Genomic DNA, 19,658 nt, shown 5'->3' on the forward strand with positions numbered 1-19,658 from the left:
CTCACGTCGAAGGCGTCCTCCACGGCCGCGACAGCGCTCGGACGGGCGCTGCCTCCGGACGGGAACTGGACGCCGCCGGTGACGCTAGAAGCGCGACCCCGCGGAGCGGACCGAGACCCCCTTGGCGACACGTCCCATGGCACACCTCCCACCGCGCGAATCACCGCGCGGACCGTCCCCCGACGTGGGGGCCTTCCGGGTCCTGACACGGGCGGTGCTGTCCTCTGGTGACCAGCCGCTCCATCCACCAGCCGACGCGCGGCGCCAGTCGGATTGGCGGGAGGGCCGTCCCGGGGCAAGCAGGGGGGAGGAGGCGTCATGGCCGAGACTTTCGACGTGGTGGTGATTGGGGCGGGTCCCGCGGGAGAGAACGCGGGCGCGCGCGCGGCGGCGGGGGGTTTGAAGGTCGCGCTGGTGGAGCACGAGCTGCTGGGCGGCGAGTGCTCCTACTGGGCCTGCATGCCCAGCAAGGCGCTGCTGCACCCCGGCGAGGCGCTGTGGCTCGCGAAGCACACGCCCGGCGTGCGCGAGCTCATCCAGGGCCCGCTCAAGGCGGACGCCGTGCTCAAGCACCGCGACCAGATGGTGTCCGGCTACGACGACAGGTCCCAGGTGAAGTGGGCGGAGGGCGCGAAGCTCACCGTGATGCGCGGCCACGGCCGGCTCACCGGTCCGCGCAAGGTGGCCGTCACCGGCAAGGACGGCAAGGTGCGCGAGCTGGACGTGAAGCAGGCCGTCGTCATCGCCACCGGCAGCAAGCCGCGCCTGCCGGACATCCCGGGCCTCAAGGACTCCAAGCCGTGGGACAACCGCGAGGGCACCGGCGCCAAGGCCGTGCCGGGCCGGCTGGTGGTGCTGGGCGGCGGCGTGGAGGCGGTGGAGCTGGCGCAGGCGTGGCGCGAGCTGGGCTCGGAGGTGACGCTGGTGCAGCGCGGGCCGCGCGTGCTCAAGCGCTTCGAACCCTTCGCGGGCGAGCAGGTGGCCGAGGCGCTGCGCGACTCCGGCGTGCGCGTGTTGCTGGAGACGCAGGCCACCAAGGTGCAGCGCTCCGGCACCCAGGGCGAGTACACCATCACGCTGACCGGCGGGGACACGCTGCGCGCGGACGCGCTGCTCGTCGCCATGGGCCGCACCGCGCGCACGGACGACCTGGGGCTGGACACGGTGGGGCTCAAGCCCGGAGCGTCCATCGAGGTGGATGATCAGCTCCGCGCCACGGGCGTGGACGGCGGCTGGCTGTACGCGTGCGGCGACGCGAACGGCCGCAACCTGCTCACGCACATGGGCAAGTACCAGGCGCGGCTGCTGGGCGACGTCCTGCTGGGCAAGCCCGCGAAGGCGTGGGCGGACGCGAAGGCCACGCCGCAGGTCATCTTCACGCACCCGCAGGTGGGCAGCGTGGGCCTCACCGAGGAGCGGGCGCGCAAGGCGGGCGTGCCGGTGAAGACCGTGCAGTACGCGCTGGGCGACGTGGCCGGCGCGTCCGTCATGGGCAAGGACCTCAAGGGCACCGCCAAGCTGGTGGTGGACGAGCAGCGCCGGGTCATCGTGGGCGCCACGTTCACCGGGCCGGGCGTGGGCGAGATGATCCACGCGGCCACCATCGCCGTCGCGGGCGAGGTGACGCTGGACACGCTCTGGCACGCGGTGCCGTCGTACCCCACCGTGAGCGAGGTGTGGCTGCGGCTGCTGGAAGCCTACGGCCTGTGATTGCGGCGGGGCGCCCCCGCGTGGAATGGTGCGCGCCCCTCCGTGTCCCGGTCCGTGAATGAGCACCGCTGAGCCCGCCCGTCACCGCGCATCCCTGAAGGTGGAGTGGGCGCTGTTGGGGGTGCTCGCCGTGGCGGCCGTGGCGGTGGGGCAACACCCCCGGCGCGGCGCGGACTTCCGCGTCTACCTCACCGCCGCCGAGCGCTTCCGCGAAGGCACGGACCTCTACCGCGCCGAGGACGGCACCATGCCGTTCAAGTACGCGCCGGTCACCGCGCCCCTGTTCCTCCCCTTCACCGCCGTGCCGCCGCGCGCCGCCGTGGCGCTCTGGAACCTGGGCTCCGTGCTCGCGCTCGGCGCCGTGTCCGTGCTCACGCGCCGCGCGGTTCCCAAGACTGGAGAGGCGACGCCGTGGCCGTGGGCTCCGGTGCTCGCCACCGCCGCGCTGCTGCCCGCGTTCTCCTTCGAGTTCTTCTACGGCCAGGTGGACGTCGTGCTGCTGTGGCTGGCGGTGCTCGCGGCCGTGGGCGCCGAGCGGGGCCGGACGTGGGGCCCTGGCGCGGCCTTCGCCGTGGCGTGTCTGCTCAAGCCTCCGGCCGCGCTCCTGGGGTTGTTCTTCCTGGCGCGCCGGCACTGGCGCGTGGTGGGGACCACCGCCCTCTTCGGCGTCCTGCTGGTGCTGCCCACGCTGGGCCGCTACGGGTGGGCGGGCACGCTGTCACAGATGCGTGACTGGACGGAGACCCTGGCGCGCACCACGCCGCCCTGGGCGCTGGGCCACAACCCGCAGGGCCTGCCCACGCTGCTGCTGTCGCTGGTGCTGCCTCCGGAGTCCATCCCTCCCGCGGGCGCGATGACCGCGGCGCAGGTCGTGGCGCTGGGGCTGTTCATCGGTGCGCTCGTGTGGGCGCGGCCCGGTCCGGTGGAGCTGCTCGCGTTCTGCTGCCTGGGCGTCACGCTCTTGTCACCGTTGGCGTGGCGCGCGAACTACCTGCTCGCCTGGCCGGTGATCCGCGCGGCGCTGGAGGGGCGCTCGCGGCTGGGACAGGCGTGCGTGGCCTTCGTGGCCCTCATCGGCATGGTCGTGTCCGACGCGGTGTTGGGAGCGGACCCGGCCCGGCGCGTGCTGCTCCTCCGGCCGTTCGCGGTGGCGTACGCCGCGCTGCTGATCGCGCTGTTGTGGCAGACGCGGCGCCACGGGACGCCCACGGCGGTGCTTTCCGACAAGACCGTGACCCACCTGCCGCGCGGATTTTTGAACGCTCGCGGTTCGTGACCCAATCGAGACATCGCCGGGGGCAAAGTGTCACGGAGCCTGAACCTTCGTGACACACGGTGTCGCTATATGCGTCCCCGTCATGTTCGAAACGTTCGACAGCGCCTCCAGCGCCCCCGCCGCCCGGCGGTTCGCGCTCTCCACCACCGCGTCGGTCGCCGTCTTCGGACTCATCGCCGTGGCGGCGATGACCGCGGCCAACACGGTGAAGGAAGTCATCCAGGAGAAGAAGGTGGACGTCGTCTTCCGTCCCCCTCCCCCTCCGCCGCCTCCCGTCGTGGAGGCGAAGCCGCCGCCCCCGCCGCCGCCTCCCGTCGCGAAGCCGCCGCCCCGCGCCGCGCCGCCTGTCGCGAAGGCCGCGCCTCCGCCCGCGGCGGTGCCCACCGTCGCGCCCGCGCCGCTGAAGGCCCCGGACGCGGTGCCGCTCGACAAGCCGCCCGAGGCTGAGAAGGAGATCGTCGCCGCGGCGCCCATGGCCGTGGGTGGCACGGGCACGCTCGTCCCTGGCGGTGTGGTGGGTGGCACCGGCAGCGGCGAGGGCATGGCCATTGGCGGTGGCCGCGCGCAGCCCATCAACCTCCCGGAGACGGGGACGCCGCCGGAGCCGCTGGCCGCGAACCTCATCCCCGAGTACCCCGCCGACGCCCGCTCCAAGGGGCTGGAGGGGCTGGTCATCCTCAAGGGCGTCGTCGAGGTCGACGGCCGCGTCACCGGCCTCAAGGTGATGCGCGGCGATGAGCCCTTCGCCAGCGCCGCGCTGGCCGCCGTGCGCACGTGGCGCTTCAAGCCCGCCGTCGTGTCGGGTCAGCCCACCGCCGTCTTCCGCATCTTCAAGGTCCCGTTCCGCCTCAAGTCCTGACGCCTTCCTCCCCCTTCGGAGAGCCATCGCCATGAACTTCAATCTCAAGGAAATCTACGCGCACATGGGCGTCTTCGCCCTGGGCATCGCCTGGACGCTGATCGCCTTCGCGGTCGCGTCGCTGGCGGTGTTCTTCGAGCGCCTCTTCGTCTTCTTCCGCTCGCGCGCCGCGTCCCGCCAGTTCGCGGGCCGCGCCGGTCCGCTGCTCGCGCAGCAGCAGCACGACGCGCTGGTGAAGGAGGCGGACGGCAACAAGAGCAGCCACCTGGCGATGATGCTCGGCGGCGGCATGAAGACGTTCCTCGCGAAGTCGCGGGCTCCGGCCGGGAAGCTGGGCGCGGTGGAGCTCACGCGGCGCGACCTGGTGCGCATCAACGAGCGCATCACCGCGGACGTGCGCCGGGGCATGTCCGTGCTGGCCACGGTGGGCTCGGTGGCGCCGTTCGTCGGGCTGCTCGGCACGGTGGTGGGCATCATCGAGGCCTTCGCCGGCATCGCGAAGGAGGGCTCCGGCGGCCTGGGCGCGGTGTCCGCCGGTATCGCGGAGGCGCTCGTCGTCACGGCGCTGGGCCTGCTGGTCGCCATCCCCGCGGTGCTGATGTTCAACTTCCTGTCCACCCGCGCGGACGCGCTGCTCTTGTCCCTGGAGCAGGCCCGCAGCGAGTTCATGGACCACCTGGAGGACATGGCCGGCGACAAGCGCGCGGTGGCGGCCCACGGCGGCTCGCACGGCGCCACGGACGTCGTCTCCACGCGGACCGAGGCGGGCGATGTCGGCCACGCGTAGGAGCCTCACGCCGGAGATGAACGTGACGCCGCTGGTGGACGTGGTGCTCGTCCTCCTGATCATCTTCATGGTCGTCACGCCGCAACTGGAGGCCGGCGCCGCGGTGGACCTGCCCGCGGCGATGAACCCGGACGCGGAGAACAAGAACCTGGAGCCCACCACGGTGAGCCTGGCGGCCAACGGGGCGTTCTACCTGGACCGCCAGCAGCTCAACCGGGACGCGCTGGTGGTGGAGTTGAAGGCGCTGCACCAGGCGAAGCCGGACGCGCCCGTGGTGCTCAAGGCGGACAAGGGCGTGGCGTACGCGCAGGTGCGCGGCGTGTTCAAGGCGATGCAGGACATCGGGTTCCCGGGCATCAGTCTCCAGGTCATCGACCGGAAGAAGCACTGAAGGGGAGGCACGCGCCATGGCTTTCGACGTCGGTGGCAACAAGGGCGGCGGCGTCCGCCCCACGATGAACGTGACGCCGCTGGTGGACGTGGTGCTCGTCCTCCTCATCATCTTCATGGTCGTCACGCCGCTGATGACCAAGAACCTGTGGATGAACGTGCCCGCGAAGCCGGACAAGAAGGAGGAGGCCACGCCTCCGCCTCCGGACGCGAAGCCACCGGTGGTGCTCACGGTGGACAAGGCCGGCACGCTGCGCATCAACCGCGAGGAGGTTCCTCGCGACCAGGTGGTGGCGCGGCTGCAACGGATGCTCAACGCGCGCGCGGACAAGATCGTCTTCTTCGACGCGGGCGACGCGGTGCCGTACGGAAGTGCCATGGAAGTGCTGGACCTGGCGCGGGGCGGGAACATCACCGTCGCCGTGCTGCCGGAACGACTGGCGGACTGACTCCAGGCGCCCCGCGCGCGGCTCCGTGAAGCCGCGCGCGGTTCGTGACGCCGAGTTTTCCCGCCGCCGCCACAGACGTCACAAACCCTTCATCCCAATGCCACGGGCGTCGCGTTGAGTGCGCGTCGCTGTCGGCAAGGAGAGCCGTGTTGTCTTCCTCAAGCTTCGTGCGCGCCTTCGTCGCGTCACTCGTGCTCATCACCCTGCCTGCCTTCGCGCAGGCGCCCGGCGCGGACTCCCCCGCGCCCGCCGCGCCTTCGCCCTCCGCCACCCCGGGCCAGCAGCCGGCCGGGGAGCTTCCGCCCCCGCCGGGCAGCGCGCCCGCGGATCCGTCGCAGGCCGCGCAGCCGGCTCCGGCCGACGGTGCCACTCCCTCCGAGGCCACGGCCTCCGATGAAGCGGCCATGGACGCTGAGGCCCTCACGGAGTCCGCCGCGCCGCCCCCGGGCTTCACCGGCATCTACGGCCGGCTGACGGACGAGGCCAACGGTGAAGGCCTCATCGAGGCCACCGTGAAGGTCGTGACGGGCGCCGGCAAGCAGGCCCTCACCGACCTGGACGGCAACTACCGGCTGGCGCTGCCGCCGGGCAAGTACGACCTGCGCGCCTTCTACGACGTGTACCAGGGCCGCCGCATCACGGGCGTCGTCGTCACCCAGGGCAAGGCCACGAAGCTGGACGTCGCGCTCAGCGCGGACGTGGGCGCGGTGCAGGAGGTCGTCGTCGAGGCCCGCTCCGACCGCCGCGCGGAGGGCGCCCTGCTCCAGGACCGCAAGAAGGCCGCCGCCGTCTCCGACGCCATCAGCGCGCAGGAGATCGCCCGCACGCCGGACTCCAGCGCCGGTGACGCCGTGAAGCGCGTGGTCAGCGCCACCGTGGTGGACGGCCGCTACGTGCTCCTGCGCGGCCTGGGTGGCCGCTACGCCACCACGCTCCTCAACGGCGCGCTCCTGCCCAGCCCGGAGCCGGACGAGCCCAGCGTGCCGCTGGACCTGTTCCCCACCAGCCTGCTCGCCAACCTCAACGTCGTGAAGAGCTACACGCCGGACCTGCCGGGCACCTTCGGCGGCGGCACGCTGCTCATCGAGACCAACACCTACCCCTCCCAGTTCGAGTTCAAGCCGCGCCTCACCCTGGGCGGCGACACCGTCACCACCTTCCGCGAGCGCAACGCGCAGGCGCAGGGCGGCTTCGGTGAGACGCTGGGCTTCGCCTCCTCCGACCGCTCCCTGCCCTCCGCGCTCCCCCGCGACCACCGCCTGGGCGCGGGCGGCGAGTCCGCGCAGCAGTTGGAGAGCCAGTGGGAGAGCTTCTCCAACATCTGGGAGAGGCGCACCACGCGCGCCGCCCCCAACCTGGGCCTGGGCGCGTCCCTGGGTGACACGCTGCGCTTCGGCAACCAGCGCCTGGGCTACCTGGCCACCGTCAACTACGGCCACCGCGACGGCGTGCAGACGGGGGACTTCGCCCGCGCCGCCCGCGACGAGTCCGGCAGCCTCATCTCCCAGGACGTCGCGCGCACCACGCAGGGCTTCTCCACCGCGAACCTCAGCGGCCTGGCCAGCGTGGGCTACCAGTTCGACCGCGACAACGAGCTGACCCTCTTCAGCCTCTACACGCGCGGCACCGACACGCGCACGTACACCGCCAACGGCAACAACAACGTGCGCGGTGACACCTACGCCAGCACCCGCCTCCAGTTCATCACCCGCGCGCTGTCCTTCACGCAGCTTCGCGGCTTCCACCGCCTGGGCCTCCTGGGCGACTCGGAGGTGGACTGGCAGGCCAACGTCTCCCGCGTGGACCGCGACGAGCCCGACACGCGCGACACGCTCTACAGCGCCGCCCTCAGCACCCCGGACGCGCAGCTCTCCTTCCCCAACCAGCCCAACAGCGGCGAGCGCTTCTTCGCGGAGCTGGGCGAGACGTCCACCGGCGGCAGCCTCAACCTCACCCTGCCCTTCACCTCCGATTTGCGCGTGAAGGTGGGCGGCCTCACCCAGGTGTCCTTCCGGGACTTCAACGCGCGCCGCTTCCGCTACCTGCTCACCGACGAGCCGGTGGACCGCACCCAGTCCCCCGAGCAGCTCTTCTCGCCGGACAACGTGGGCACCTCCATCACCGTGCGCGAGACGACGCGCGCGGATGACGCCTACAACGCCTTCCTGGGCATCTACGCCGGCTACGTGTCCGCGGACTACAAGCCCGTGGAGCCGCTGCGCCTGGTGGGCGGCGTGCGCCTGGAGGCGTCCAACCAGCAACTGACGCTCAAGGACCCGTTCACCGGCGTGGAGAGCGACAACGGCGGCGCGGACCAGCGCTACCTGGACGTGCTCCCGTCGCTCAACGCGACCTACGCGCTGGCTCCGGAGGTGAACCTGCGCGCGGGCTACAGCTACACGCTGGCGCGGCCCACCTTCCGCGAGCTGGCGCCGTTCATCTTCTTCGACTTCGTGCGCCGCCGGAACGTGTCCGGCAACCCCGACCTGCTGGAGACGCGCATCCACAACGTGGACGTGCGCGCCGAGTGGTTCGTCGGTGAGAACGACGTGCTGGCCGCGAGCGCCTTCTACAAGCGCTTCCAGAACCCCATCGAGCGCGTCATCCGCAACCCGGACTCGGGCGACCTGGGCTTCGAGAACGCCGCGGGCGCGGACAGCTACGGCGTGGAGCTGGAGGCGCGCACGTCGCTGGCGCGCTTCAGCCCCGCGCTGCGCCCGGTGCGCGTGGGCGCGAACCTGACGCTCATCCAGTCACGGGTGGACCTGGGTGACGCCGCGCTGGGCGCGCAGACGAACAAGGACCGCCCGCTCCAGGGCCAGTCCCCCTACGTGGTCAACGTGAACGTGGGCTACGAGCGGCCGGAGAGCGGCACGGAGGTGGCCGTGCTCTACAACGTGTACGGCCAGCGCATCAGCGAGGTCGGCGTGCAGGGCCTGCCGGACGTGTACGAGCGGCCCTTCCACCGCGTGGACCTCAGCCTCACGCAGAAGCTCGGCGCGACGCAGTTGAAGCTGACCGCCGCGAACCTCCTCAACGCGTCCGTCACCCTCCGCCAGGGGGACGTGACGGTGCAGACGTACAAGCCCGGCGTGGCGTTCACCGCGTCGCTCGGCTGGGCCCTGTAGCTCCTCCCATTTCCCCTGAAAGGACGCACCGACATGAAGAGCCTCTTTGCCTCCGTCCTCACGCTGTCCGGCCTCGCGCTGCTCTCCGGCTGCGGCGACGATGAGCCCAACAACACCCCGGACGGCGGCGGGGATCCGCAGGCCACCGCGCAGGACGTGTCCGGCAGCATCCAGGGCGACACGACGTGGAAGGCCGGCACGACGTACACCCTGAAGGACTACGTGTTCGTGGAGAGCGGCACGCTCACCATCGAGCCGGGCGTCACCATCCTGGGCGAGCAGGGCAGCGCGCTGGTCATCACGCGCGAGGCGAAGCTGAACGCGGTGGGCACGGCGGAGAAGCCCATCGTCTTCACCAGCGCGCAGCCCGCGGGCACGCGCGCGGCCGGTGACTGGGGCGGCGTGGTGCTGCTGGGCAAGGCGCGCATCAACGTGGCCGGCGGCGAGAACACCATCGAGGGCTTCTTCGCCACCAGCGGCGACACGCGCACGAAGTACGGCGGCCAGGACGACGCGCACGACTGCGGCAAGCTGAAGTACGCGCGCATCGAGTTCGCGGGCTACGAGCTGGCCGAGGACAACGAGCTCAACGGCCTGACGACGGGCGCGTGCGGCAGCGCGACGGACATCGACTACGTGCAGGTGCACAAGGGCGCCGACGACGGCGTGGAGATGTTCGGCGGCACGGCGGGCCTGAAGCACATCGTCATCAGCCAGCCGGACGACGACGGCCTGGACTACGACCTGGGCTGGCGCGGCAAGGTGCAGTTCCTGGTGGTGCAGCAGAACGCCGTCGTGGGCAACCGCGGCATCGAGGCGTCCGGCAACAAGAACGACAACGCCGCGCAGCCGCACACGGTGCCGGAGATCTGGAACGCGACGTTCATCGGCTCCGGCCGCGCGGCGGGCACGACGCCGGCGCAGGAGGGCCTGGTGTTCAACACGGGCGCGGGCGGCCTGCTGCGCAACGTCATCGTGGCGAACTTCGCGGACAAGGCGGTCGACGTGGACGGCACGGCGTCCGCGGCGCTGTGGAACGCGGCCACCCCGGAGCTCTCCCTCCAGAACACGTTCTTCTGGAACAACAAGGGCGACACGGTCTCCATCCCGAACGCGCCGAACCCGAAGAAGGACGCGTCGGGCGCGGTGACGGATCCGGACGTGAGCAAGTTCGCGGAGGCGGAGAAGGTGCTGGCCACGGGCCTGAACAACAAGGTCGTGGACGCGCAGTTGACGGCGGCGACGAACCTGGAGGCCCCGGACTTCGCCCCGGCGGCGGGCTCCCCGGCGCTGAACCCGGACAACGCGGCCACCCCGGGCGCGGGCTTCGACACCAGCGCGCGCTTCGTCGGCGCGGTGGGCACCAGCAACTGGCTGGCCGGCTGGACTGCGTTCCCGAAGAACTAGCCCTTCGGTGAACACAGGACCGCGTGCTCCCGGCAACGCCGTCCGGGGGCACGCGGTCTTCTTCTTCGCGGGCTACGACTGGAGGCTCGCCGGCGCCTCGTCCTGCGCGGAGTCCGGGCCGCTGCCGTCCGTGAAGAGGTTGGCCACCGGGCGCAGCTTGGGGGGACGGCCGCGGCGGCGCGGGGCGTTGTCGTCGTTGCCCGGCGCGGCTCCCACCGGCTCCACCTGCGCCTGGCCGCCCTTGCGCACCGGACGCGGCAGGTGGATGGCCTCCAGCTTCGCGCCCAGCTCCCCGTCGTCCTCCGCGAACACCTTCGCGTACGCCAGCGCGCGCTGGCCCTTCTGGAGCAGCGACTCCTGGCTCTCGTTCAGCGCCTGCCTCGCCGCGTCCAGCGCCGCCTGCGCCCGGGCCACCGCCTCCGCCTTCTCTCGCACGTGCGCCGCGGACTCGCCCAGCACCGCCGTGTCCACGTCCGGGAACTTCACGTCCGCCAGGTCCGTGGCGAACAGCTCGAGCAGCGCGCGCAGCGCGGGGGAGATGGAATCGTTCTCGGGGGTTTCGAACATGGACAGGCCTCCTCACAAGGCGTCGTTGGATGGCGCCTATCTGCCCAGATGTTCAGTGTCCTTTCAAGGGGGTCTGCTAAACGGCCGGAAAGTCGGCGCTGATCAATCCACCCGCACCAGTCCCACCCCTCGCACCCCCGCCGACGGATCCACGTCCACCGCCAGGAAGTGCCGGCCCACCCCGTCGAAGCGCTCCGGGATGGCCCCGCCGCCTCCGGAGATGAACGCCGGGATGCCCGCGTTGGAGAACGAGTAGTAGCTGTGGATGTGGCCGTAGAGCGTCAGGTCCACCCCCGCCCGCGCCATCTTCCCCACCAGCCCCGCCGCCTCGTTGCGCACCGCGAAGCCTCCGCCCCGGACGCCAATCGGATCCAACGGCGGGATGTGCATCGCCACCACGTGCACCGCGTCGCGCGCCTCCTCCAGCCAGCCGTCCAGCGCCTCCTCCACCAGCGGATCCACCGTGCTGCTGCCGGAGTCCACCAGGCTGAAGTGCACGCCGTGGAAGGTGAAGTGCTGGCTGCCCCGGCCCACCAGCCGCTGGTACTCGCGCGCGTCGTCCGTGAAGGTCTCGTGGTTGCCCAGCGTCGCGTACAGCGGAATCCGCGAGTCCGCCTCCAGCCGCTGCTGGAACTCCTCCAGTTGCTCGCGCGTCCCGAACTCCGTCAGGTCCCCCGCGAAGAAGATGAAGCGCAACGAGGGGTCCTCGTTCAGCTTCGCGTAGATGTCCCCCACCTTCGACAGCGCCTCCTGCACGTCCGCCAGCGCCGCGAACCGGAACGGCTGCCGCGCGTCCCAGTCCGGCGGCGCCACCGTCAGCCGCATCTCCGTCCCGGGCCGCAGGGCCACGCGCCACGCCTTCACCGTCGGGTGCGCGTCCGGCATCGCCACCACGTCCAGCGGAGAGCCCGCTGCGTCCACGGCGTCCAGCACCGCGTCCGGCATCGCGTTGTGCACCATCAACAGCCAGTCCGTCCGCGCCTCCGCGCCCGCGGTGACGCGCGTGGTGAACACCGGCGCCTGCCCCCACAGCTCCAGCGTCCCCGACGCCAGCGTCCGCACCGACGCGAGCCCGCCCTCCACCTCCACCTTCAGCGCGTCCGCCTCCGCCTGCCCCACGCGCGTGTCCCGCACCGCGCGGTCCTCGCCGGGGCGCGTGCAGCCCGTGGACAGCAGCGCCGCCGTCAGCCCCATCACTCCCAGGGCGCGCCGGGACCGCGTGGATCCGCGCCCCGCGCCTCCGAGCGTCCGCCCCGCCTCACGCGCGCCCACCGCGCCCTCACGCGTCCCGCTCACGTGTCACCTCCCACCGCGTACACCAGCGACAGCCGCCCCATCAGCGCGCCCCCCGCCTGCGCCTCCGCCGCCACGCCCCAGCGCTCCGTCAGCAGCACGCGCCCCTTCAGACCGAACGACCCCACCATGCCACCGCCCCGGCCCCGCAGCCCTCCCACCAGCCCGTCCTTGCGGTGGTCGTAGAAGAGCACTGCCTCGCCCCTCAGCGGCCCGCCCCGCCCCAGCCACACGCCGTAACCGAACGTGTAGAGCAACTGGCCATACAGGTTGTCGTCCTCCACGCGCCCCGGGTAGCTGTAGGCCTGCGCGGACAGCCCCACGCCGCCCTCCACGAACGCGCCCGCGAAGCGCGGCCCGAAGCGCTCCATCGCGTAGCGGCCCTTGAGAGACACCTCGCCGCCTCCCAGCGTGAAGCCCTCCGTCGGGTAGCGGTGGTAGGTCGCGACGCCCTCCACGTCCAACGCCGTCCCGTCCCCCAGCCCCAGCGTCCGCTCCGGCGCGCCCCACAGCCGGTACGCCACGCCCGCGCGGATCAACGCGTTGCCTTCCTCCGGCGCCAGCCGCGCGGAGGCCTGGAGCCGCACCTTCGACAGGCGCGCCACCGCGTCCAGCGCGAAGAAGTTCCGGTAGTCCGCCGAGGCGTCGTGCACGTACTGGTAGCCCAGGTCCAGCTCCAGCGGCGGCAGCGTGTCCGGCACCCGCCCCGGGTCGAACGCCGGCGACGTCACCGCGTACAGGTTCGCCAGCATCGACAGCGAGAACACCCCCGCCCCCGTCAGCGTCACCGCGTACAGCGGCCCGATGGTCTTCCGCGACGCGCCCGTCAACGCGATGGGCACCAGCCCCGCGGCGATGAGCCCCAGCCCCGTCGCCTCCGCCGCGAACAGCCCCCGCGCCGTCACGGGGTCCCCCGCCGCCCACGCCCCCAGCCCGTGCAGCAGCAACCCCGGCACCACCGCGACCGCCACCGGCAGCGGCTTGAACGGCGGCCTCGGCGCGTCCTCCGTCAGGCGCACGCGCGGCTCCGACACCCGGCCGCCCTCCGGGGCCTCCGGCGCCACCACCGGACCGGACTCCGCCGCGGACGCCGTGGGCACCGGCCGGGGCCCCTCCTCCGTCAGCACCCGGGCCATCACCTCCGGCGGCACCACCGACGCGTCCGAACCCCGGCGCTTCGGCACGTCCCGGGGGATGTCGCTTCCGCCCAGCTCGGGGCCGCTCGCCAGCAGCTCGAAGGCGGACCGCCAGCCGCCGCCGTCCTGCGCCCGCGCGGCCCCCGAGGCCAGCCAGAGCCCCAGCACCACCGCGAAGGTGGCTCGCGCACTCCACACCGGGCGCCCATACCCCATGGCCGTCGTCTCGCTTCCCTGGGAGCGGCCTTCCACCCCTCCCACCCGGCCCGAGGCCCGGAATGGCGCAGGAGATAACCCCGCCCCCGGAATGCGCTGAACGAAGCAGCGTGAAGAAGTGTGAACCGGCGCAACAGTCCGCCTCACGCCCCCCGCACTCCCCACCTGGGACATCGCGTCACTTCCGAGGGCCTTTCCGACCCACCAGGACGCCCACGCCGGCCCGGGCAGCACCCGGAGCGAAATCTTCGCATGCCATGCGAGCGCGCCCGGGACTTTCAATGGAAGACGAGTATGCTGGGCCTTCCCCAATCCCGGCCCCGCCTCCCGCCCGTGGCAGAACCCAGTCCCCAGCAATTCGGCAAGTACGTCCTGGTCTCCAAGCTTGCCGCGGGGGGCATGGCGGTCACCTACCGCGCGCGCATGACGGGCGCGATGGGCGTCACCAAGCCCTGCGTCATCAAGCAGATCCTCCCGCACTTCGTGGACGACCACGACTTCGTGGAGATGTTCATCAGCGAGGCGCGCCTGGTGGCGGGCCTGACGCACGGGAACATCGCGCAGATCTTCGACTTCGGTGAGGTGGACGGGCAGTACTTCATCGCCATGGAGCTGGTGCACGGCCAGCCCCTGTCGAAGGTGCTGCGGCGCGCGGCGCGCGCGGGCGTCGGGTACTTCCCGCAGCCGCTGGCGCTGCACATCGCCAGCAAGCTGTGCGAGGGCCTGGACTACGCGCACCGCCACGTGGGCGAGGACGGCCAGCCGCTGGGCCTGGTCCACCGCGACGTGTCCCCGGACAACGTCCTCATCTCCTACGAGGGCGAGGTCAAGGTCATCGACTTCGGCATCGCCAAGGCCACGAGCGCCGTGGAGGCCCGGACGTCTCCGGGCACGCTCAAGGGCAAGTACCCGTACTTCTCCCCGGAGCAGGCGCAGGGCCGGCAGGACCTGGACGCGCGCACGGACGTGTACGCGGCGGGCGTGGTCCTCTACGAGATGCTCTGCGGCCGGCGCCCCTTCGAGGGCGAGTTCGTCACCGTGCTGCCCCGCATCATCACCGGCGACTGCCTGCCCCCGTCCGCCATCAACCCGGCCATCGGCGAGGACCTGGAGAGCATCGTCGCGCACGCCATGGCGGTGGACCGCGAGGCGCGCTACCAGACGGCGAAGGACCTGAGCGAGTCCGCGGTGGAGCTGCTCTACCGGGACACGCCGCGCTTCACGCCCACGATGCTGAGCCAGCTCATGACGTACCTCTTCGCGGAGGAGCTGGCCGCCGAGGGACGCAAGGTGGAGCTGCCGCCCGGCTTCAAGGAGCAACTGGCCGCGTGGCAGTCGCCGTCGTCGGAGCCTTCGCAGGGCCGCGCGCGGATGCCGTCCAGCAACGGCCGGTCATCCAGCCCCGGCAGCCCCGGCGTGGCCCGCGCGTCCAGCCCGGGCGTGGCGCGGCCCTCCAGCCCCGGCGTGCGCGCCTCCGGCAGCGCGCCCGGCCTGCGCCCCTCGACGGATGGCGCCCCGCGCCGCTCGGCCACCCAGGCCACCGCCGTGCGCAAGAGCACCACGGGCGCGCGCCGCGTGACGCCGGGGGGCACCCGCGAGAACACCGGCACCGGCCGCCGCCCCCTGCCGCCCGAGCTCGCCGCCGAGCCGGACACCGACGGGGGCACGGAGCCCACGGCGATGCCCCGGCTGCCCACGCTGGCCGCGCCGCACGACACGCCGGTGGAGACGGCCATCGCGCCCGAGCCCCGGGAGGCGCCCGAGGCGCCCGAGCCGGAGGAGAAGCCGGCCCCGCGCGCCCGCACCACCGCGGACGACGCGCGCGAGAAGCTGGCCGCCGAGGCCGCCGAGCGCGAGCAGAAGCGCACGAAGCAGGTGCGCCAGTTGAGCATGGTGGTGTTCGGCCTCACCGGCGTGCTGCTCGTCATCGGCCTGCTGTTCCACTTCCTGTCCCCGGCCGAGGAGGGCGAGGTCTCCAACGAGCCCGTCGTCCTGTGGATCACCTCCAAGCCGGAGGGGGCCGCCGTCGTCGTCAACGGCCGGCCGGTGGGGACCACGCCCAACCGCATCATCGGCGCGGATCAACGGACGTCCCACACCATCGTCGTCACCAAGCCGGGCTACCGCGCCTGGACGCGGCGCTTCACGCCCAACCAGTCGGAGTTCCACCTCAAGGCGGAGCTGGAGGTGGCGCCCGGCACCACGCAGATGGCGTCGGAGATCCCCACCTCCACCGCGCTCGACGCGGGCGCCCCGGACGCGGGCACGGGCGCCATCGCCGCCGCCGCCGTGGACCCTGGCGCGGACGCGGGCAGCGCCCTGGATGTGGACGGAGGCCTGGCCTCCGCGGACGCGGGCACGGGGGCCGCCGTGGCCACCGGGTCCGACGCGGATCCGCTGGCGAACGACAAGGACCGCGAGATGCGGCGCATGGACTACCCCACGCGCCTGCTGGTGCTGCGGCCCATGTACAACGCGCTGCCGCTGCCCGAGTACCCCACGGCCACCATCGACGTGTCGCCCGGCGCCGCCTACTCCGTGTGGACCGAGGGCAGCGCGGCGTTCGCGGAGGGCGACGGCACCGCGTCCGGCACGCTCGTCTACTACGCGGAGGGCGACCTGCCGGCGGACAACGCCGTGGGCTTCGTCAGCAGCGCGCCGCGCACCATCAAGGGCGCGAAGAAGCTCCACTTCTTCGCCCTGGACGACACCGGCCCCGAGGACAACCGGGGCTCCATCCGCGTGCACCTGCGGCAGTCCGCGTACATCCCGCCCCGCTCCGTGATGTTCGAGCCGGAGAAGAACGCGCTGAACGTGAAGCCCCAGCACCAGATGCTGCTGCGCGGCCTCAACCCCCGCTCCACCTACGCCTTCACCGTGCGCGACGACTTCGCGGAGGTGCGCTCCGGCGCCCTGGGCCGCGTGCACACGGTGCTGTGCGTGGAGAAGGGTCCCCAGGCCGGGTCCGTGCGCGGCACGCACCGCCTCTTCGAGACGGGCAAGCGCTACCAGGTGTCCGGCGTGCAGGACCTCCGCTGCCTCTTCCCGGACCTGCAGTTGGGGGACAACCAGGGCGCGCTCGACTTCGACATCGTCGACGTGACGAACATGTCCCGCAAGGAGCGCGCGGAGGCGCTGCGCGGCGCCAAGCGCTCCGAGCGGTAGCGGACGGGCACGCGGGCCCACGCCCGGGAGCACGTCCAGCAGGCGGGCGTCTGATCCACTCCCCGTGCCGCCCTGACGCGCTGCTCCCGCGCGAGGGGGCAGTGCCTACCCTCACGGACATCCACTTCTTCTCTTCTGGAGTCCGTCCATGATGCCCGTCCTGTCCTCCACCGGCCTGGTGCTGCACAACCTGGGGCTCGCCGCCGGGTTCGGCGGTTCGCTCTTCGGCAAGGTGGCCCTCAACCCCGCGGTGAAGGTGATTGGCTCCCACGCGGAGCGAGGTCAGGTGGTGAACGCCGCGTGGAACGGCTTCAACATCGTCAACGCCGCGTCCGTGGGGCTGGCGGCCATCACCTGGCTGGTGGGCCGCTCGCGGCTGACGGGCCGGGAGATTGACCGCACCACGCGCGGGCTCGTCATCGCGAAGGACGTGCTGCTGGGCGCCACCGTGGCGCTGGGCGCGGCCAACATCTTCGGCGGGGCCTACCTGGCGAAGCAGGCGCCGGAGGGCGCCGTCCCGGTGGAGACGGGCCTGACGCCCACCGTGGGCACGCCGGAGAAGGCCGCGAAGACGATGCGGGCGCTGGACGCGGGCGGCATCGCGAACCTCGCCGCCATGGCGGGCGTCATCGGCATCACGGCCATCCTCAACATGCGCGCGGGGGCGTCCTCGCGCTGGTCACTGGTCGCCAGGTTCCTTCCGTAAGGGCTCACGGGGGCCGCCACGCTTCACCCGCGGCCCGGCTCGATGAGGATGGGAAGGGCACGTGGGCGCGGAGCCGGAAAAACGGCACCGGGCCCACGGGTCTTTCTGCCGCTCAGATGTCCAGGTTCTGCACGTCCAGCGCGTTGCGCTCGATGAACTCGCGGCGCGGCTCCACCGCCTCGCCCATGAGCAGCGAGAAGATGTCGTCGCTCTCCACCGCGTCCTCCACCCGCACCTGGAGCAGCGTGCGCGTGTTGGGGTTCATGGTGGTCTCCCAGAGCTGCTCCGGGTTCATCTCACCCAGACCCTTGTAGCGCTGCAGGCCCAGGCCCTTCTGCGCGTCCTTGCGGACCGCGGCCAGCACCTCCTGCACGGAGAACGCGGAGACCTCGCCCGCGTCCACCTGGACCAGGTAGGGCGCCTTGCCCAGCGAGTGGAACACCTCGCGCAGGGCGACGAGCTCCAGGTACTCCGGCGAGGACAGGTACGCGTGGTCGAACACGGACTCGCGCATGGAGCCGTTCACGTCCGTCACCACCACCAGCCGCTTGGACGCGTGCTCCGAGTCCTGCTCCAGCCGCGTGGACAGCCGGCCCACCACCTCCGGCATGCGCCGCAGGCAGTACTCGCGCATGGCGCCCAGCTCCGCCTCCACCGCGGCCTCGTCCGTGAGCAGGTCCGCGCGCAGGTTGGTGGCCTGCACCAGCGCGTCCACGATGCGCGCGTCGCGGCGCTTGGCCTGCTTCTCCAGCCGCTCCTCGTAGGTGATGACCTTCTCCAGGAGCGCCTTGAAGTCGCTGCCGCCCAGCTCCCCCGCGGGCGTCTTCACCCGGCAGTGCTCCGCGGCGATGCGCAGCAGGTACTCGTTGAGGGCGCGCTCGTCCTTGACGTAGCTGTCCTTCTTGTTGCGCGTGACTTTGTAGAGCGGCGGCTGCGCGATGTAGACGTAGCCCCGGTCGATGAGCTCGCGCATCTGCCGGTAGAAGAACGTGAGCAGCAGCGTGCGGATGTGGCTGCCGTCCACGTCCGCGTCCGTCATCAGGATGATGCGGTGGTAGCGCGCCTTCTCCGGGTCGTAGTCCTCCGCCCCGATGCCCGTGCCCAGCGCGGTGATGAGCGTGACGATCTCCGCGCTGGTGAGCATCTTCTCGAAGCGCGCCTTCTCCACGTTCAGGATCTTTCCGCGCAGCGGGAGGATGGCCTGGTTGCGCCGGTCCCGGCCCTGCTTCGCGGAGCCACCTGCGGAGTCGCCCTCCACGATGTACAGCTCGCTCTCGTGCGGGTCGCGGCTCTGGCAGTCCGCGAGCTTGCCGGGCAGGCCGCCGCCGTCCAGCACGCCCTTGCGGCGCACCGTCTCACGCGCCTTGCGCGCGGCGATGCGGGCGCGGCACGCGTCGCCAATCTTCACCACGACCTTCTTGGCGAGCGGCGGGTTCTCCTCCAGGAAGGTGGCGAGCTGGTCGTTCACCATCTGCTCGACCAGGCCCTTCACCTCGCTGTTGCCCAGCTTCGTCTTCGTCTGGCCCTCGAACTGGGGGTTGGAGAGCTTCACGGAGATGACCGCGGACAGGCCCTCACGCGCGTCCTCGCCGGTGGGCGTCTCCTTCAGGTCCTTCCACAGGCCGCCCTTCTCCGCGTAGCTGTTGAGCGTGCGCGTGAGCGCGGCCTTGAAGCCGGACAGGTGGCTGCCGCCCTCGTGGGTGTTGATGTTGTTGGCGAAGGTGAAGATGCGCTCGTCGTAGCCATCGTTCCACTGCATGGCGATTTCGAGCGACACGCCCTCGCGCTCCGACTTGATGTAGACGGGCTTGTCGTGCAGCGCCTCCTTCGCCTTGTTGAGGTACTCCACGAAGGAGGAGATGCCGCCGTCGAACTTGAAGTCGTGCTCCTTCTGGGTGCGCTCGTCGCGGATGGTGATGTGCAGGCCCGCGTTGAGGAACGCGAGCTCGCGCAGGCGCTGGCTGAGCGTCTCGAAGTTGAAGTCCACCGTCTCCATCACCGTGGAGTCCGGCTTGAAGTGGATGGTCGTGCCGCGCTTGTCCGTGGTGCCCACCTCCTGGGGCGAACCGTTGGACACGCCGCGCGCGTACGACTGCTCGTAGACCTTGCCGGCGCGCTGGACGCGGACCTTGAACCACTCCGACAGGAAGTTCACGCAGGTGACGCCCACGCCGTGCAGGCCGCCGGAGACCTTGTACGCGCCGTTGCCGAACTTGCTGCCGGCGTGCAGCTCCGTGAGCACGACCTCCAGCGTGTCCTTGCCCTTGAACTTGGGGTCCGGGTGCGGGCCCACGGGGATGCCGCGGCCGTTGTCCTGGACGCTGAGCGAGCCGTCGACGTGGATGATCACGTCGATGTCCGTGCAGTGGCCGGCCAGGGCCTCGTCCACGGAGTTGTCGACGACCTCGTACACGAGCTTGTGGAGCCCGTAGGTCATCGTGTCGCCAATGTACATGCCGGGGCGCTTGCGGACGGCCTCCAGCCCTTCGAGCTTGGTGATGGCGTCCGTCCCATACTCGGCGGGCGGCGCGGCCGGCGCGACACCGGTAGCGGGGGTCTTTTCCATGTG

General features: G+C 71.7%; 14 protein-coding genes. 10 read left to right on the plus strand and 4 right to left on the minus strand.

Annotation, left to right across the window (positions count from 1 at the left end; translation table 11 throughout):
- Positions 1–318 precede the first annotated feature (318 nt).
- The 8 genes from K8556_RS24435 (at position 319) to K8556_RS24470 (ending at position 10,006) form a co-directional block, all read left to right on the plus strand.
- Complete coding sequence (locus tag K8556_RS24435; protein ID WP_223742493.1) at positions 319–1,710, plus strand: NAD(P)/FAD-dependent oxidoreductase; 1,392 nt, start codon at positions 319–321, stop codon at positions 1,708–1,710.
- A 58-nt stretch (positions 1,711–1,768) separates the two neighbouring features.
- On the plus strand, positions 1,769–2,986 hold the full coding sequence (locus K8556_RS24440) for a glycosyltransferase family 87 protein (RefSeq protein ID WP_223742494.1): 1,218 nt from the start codon (positions 1,769–1,771) through the stop codon (positions 2,984–2,986).
- Between the two features lie 82 nt (positions 2,987–3,068).
- A complete protein-coding gene (locus tag K8556_RS24445) occupies positions 3,069–3,845 on the plus strand; it encodes an energy transducer TonB (protein WP_223742495.1) in 777 nt (258 codons plus the stop codon).
- A 31-nt stretch (positions 3,846–3,876) separates the two neighbouring features.
- The gene (locus K8556_RS24450; protein WP_223742496.1) at positions 3,877–4,632 is read left to right on the plus strand and encodes a MotA/TolQ/ExbB proton channel family protein; all 756 of its coding nucleotides are present in this window, start codon (positions 3,877–3,879) and stop codon (positions 4,630–4,632) included.
- Positions 4,616–5,023: a biopolymer transporter ExbD gene (locus K8556_RS24455; protein ID WP_223742497.1), complete on the plus strand. Its 408-nt coding sequence runs from the start codon at positions 4,616–4,618 to the stop codon at positions 5,021–5,023. Before K8556_RS24450 ends, K8556_RS24455 begins: the two co-directional genes overlap by 17 nt.
- 16 nt (positions 5,024–5,039) lie before the next feature.
- Complete coding sequence (locus K8556_RS24460) at positions 5,040–5,471, plus strand: biopolymer transporter ExbD (RefSeq protein WP_206786908.1); 432 nt, start codon at positions 5,040–5,042, stop codon at positions 5,469–5,471.
- A gap of 146 nt (positions 5,472–5,617) precedes the next feature.
- The gene (locus K8556_RS24465; RefSeq protein WP_223742498.1) at positions 5,618–8,599 is read left to right on the plus strand and encodes a TonB-dependent receptor domain-containing protein; all 2,982 of its coding nucleotides are present in this window, start codon (positions 5,618–5,620) and stop codon (positions 8,597–8,599) included.
- Positions 8,600–8,632: 33 nt separating this feature from the next.
- Entirely contained in the window at positions 8,633–10,006 is a 1,374-nt protein-coding gene (locus K8556_RS24470) for a hypothetical protein (RefSeq protein ID WP_223742499.1), read from the plus strand.
- Positions 10,007–10,078: 72 nt separating this feature from the next.
- Here K8556_RS24470 and K8556_RS24475 read toward each other — a convergent pair whose 3' ends face one another.
- From K8556_RS24475 to K8556_RS24485, 3 genes are all read right to left on the minus strand, one after another.
- A complete protein-coding gene (locus K8556_RS24475; RefSeq protein ID WP_223742500.1) occupies positions 10,079–10,573 on the minus strand; it encodes a hypothetical protein in 495 nt (164 codons plus the stop codon).
- 102 nt (positions 10,574–10,675) lie between these two features.
- Positions 10,676–11,767: a metallophosphoesterase gene (locus tag K8556_RS24480; RefSeq protein ID WP_223742591.1), complete on the minus strand. Its 1,092-nt coding sequence runs from the start codon at positions 11,765–11,767 to the stop codon at positions 10,676–10,678.
- 98 nt (positions 11,768–11,865) lie between these two features.
- A complete protein-coding gene (locus K8556_RS24485) occupies positions 11,866–13,218 on the minus strand; it encodes a hypothetical protein (RefSeq protein WP_223742501.1) in 1,353 nt (450 codons plus the stop codon).
- A gap of 399 nt (positions 13,219–13,617) precedes the next feature.
- Between K8556_RS24485 and K8556_RS24490 the strand changes: the two genes are divergently transcribed.
- Positions 13,618–16,383, plus strand: a complete 2,766-nt coding sequence (locus K8556_RS24490; protein WP_370639964.1) for a protein kinase — start codon at positions 13,618–13,620, stop codon at positions 16,381–16,383.
- Positions 16,384–16,531: 148 nt separating this feature from the next.
- Positions 16,532–17,089, plus strand: coding sequence for a hypothetical protein (locus K8556_RS24495; RefSeq protein WP_223742502.1), 558 nt, complete (start codon positions 16,532–16,534; stop codon positions 17,087–17,089).
- A 112-nt stretch (positions 17,090–17,201) separates the two neighbouring features.
- Here K8556_RS24495 and gyrB read toward each other — a convergent pair whose 3' ends face one another.
- Positions 17,202–19,655, minus strand: a complete 2,454-nt coding sequence (gene gyrB, locus K8556_RS24500; protein WP_223742503.1) for a DNA topoisomerase (ATP-hydrolyzing) subunit B — start codon at positions 19,653–19,655, stop codon at positions 17,202–17,204.
- Positions 19,656–19,658 lie beyond the last annotated feature (3 nt).

The organism is Corallococcus sp. AS-1-12, from assembly GCF_020036995.1.
GTDB lineage: Bacteria > Myxococcota > Myxococcia > Myxococcales > Myxococcaceae > Corallococcus.